The following is a 1251-nucleotide window of genomic DNA, read 5'->3' on the forward strand; positions in this document are numbered from 1 at the left end:
TGTCCACCCTGCCCGCCCCCGCGCTCGAAGCCTCCGAAGCCCCGGCGTCCCTGCGCTTCCAGGGGCTGTGGCTCTTCTCGCCCCGGGCGGACCTGAGCATCCTGCTCTTGCCCACGCTGCTGCTGCTCGCCTCCGTCTGGCTCGCGAGCCTCACCGGCGAGGGCTCGCAGGGGTTCGCCCAGCAGATTGGCCGGTGGACGTCGCAGTACGTCTTCCTCAACGGCACGCACGTCATCCTCACCTTCCTGCTGGTGGGCACCCGGCGCGAGCTGCTGCACACCACGCCCAACCAGTCGCGGCTGCTCGTGGGCGGCGCGTCGGCGGTGTTCGCGCTCACCTTCGCGCTGCTCTGGTACGCGGACGCGTACGCCCCGCTCCTCGCGCTGCTCCTCGGCGCGGGCATCCACGTCCTGGCCGCGCACCACACGCTGTCGCAGGTGAAGGGGCTGTGGGCACTGCACGGCCTGAAGGCCCGCGCCGCGGGCGCCCCGCCGCTGTCCGAGTCCGAGCGCACGCTCCAGCGCCAGTTCGTGCCCGTCGCGCTGGCGCTGATGATGATCCGCTCGCTGGCCCTGCCCGTCACCAACGCCCTGGGCTCCCGGCCGATGATCAACATCGGCCAGGCGGAAGGCGCCTCCCTGCCGCACGGCCTCACCTGGGTGCTGCTCGCCGTCTGGGGCGTCTTCGCCGCGAGGCTGGTGCTCGCGCTGCGCGGGCCCCCGGGCCAGAGCGGTCCCCGGCGCGTCTACGTCCTGGCGCACGTGACGGTGGTGGCGGTGTACCTCGTGTGGCCGCTGTGGGGCGCCATCCTGAGCGCCGGCATCCACGGCCTGGAGTACTTCTTCCTCACCGGCCGGATGCTCCAGCCCACGCCCTCGGAAGCCACGGCCCGCCTGCGCGGCCCGCGCGTGTGGGCGGCGATGCTGGCCCTCATGGCGCCCATCATCCTGGTGGGCGTGGCCAACAGCCCCTTCGTCACGCTGGTGGACGGAGCGACGCAGGGCGCGGCCACGGCCTTCCTCCTGAGGCAGCAGCCGCTGTGGTCGCTGGGCGTCCTCGCCACCAACGGCGTGGTGCTGGCGCACTACTTCGCGGACGCGTTCCTCTACCGCTTCCGCATCCCCCGCGTGCGCGAGGTGACGCTCCCCCGCCTGGGCCTGGGCTGAAGAGGCCCGGCCGCCCGCCCTCCAGGCCCGCTCGAGCCGCGCCTTTCCCTGGAGCGCCCGGGAGGGTAAGCACCAGGGCGTGAAG

1 protein-coding gene is annotated in these 1251 nt (G+C 73.4%); it reads left to right on the top strand.

Going from position 1 to position 1251, the window contains the following annotated elements:
- Positions 1–1166, top strand: a 1166-nt coding sequence (locus D7W79_RS42070; RefSeq protein ID WP_244222281.1) for a hypothetical protein, incomplete at its 5' end; no start/stop codon positions are given.
- Positions 1167–1251 lie beyond the last annotated feature (85 nt).

Source organism: Corallococcus exercitus, assembly GCF_003611585.1.
Classification (GTDB): domain Bacteria; phylum Myxococcota; class Myxococcia; order Myxococcales; family Myxococcaceae; genus Corallococcus; species Corallococcus exercitus.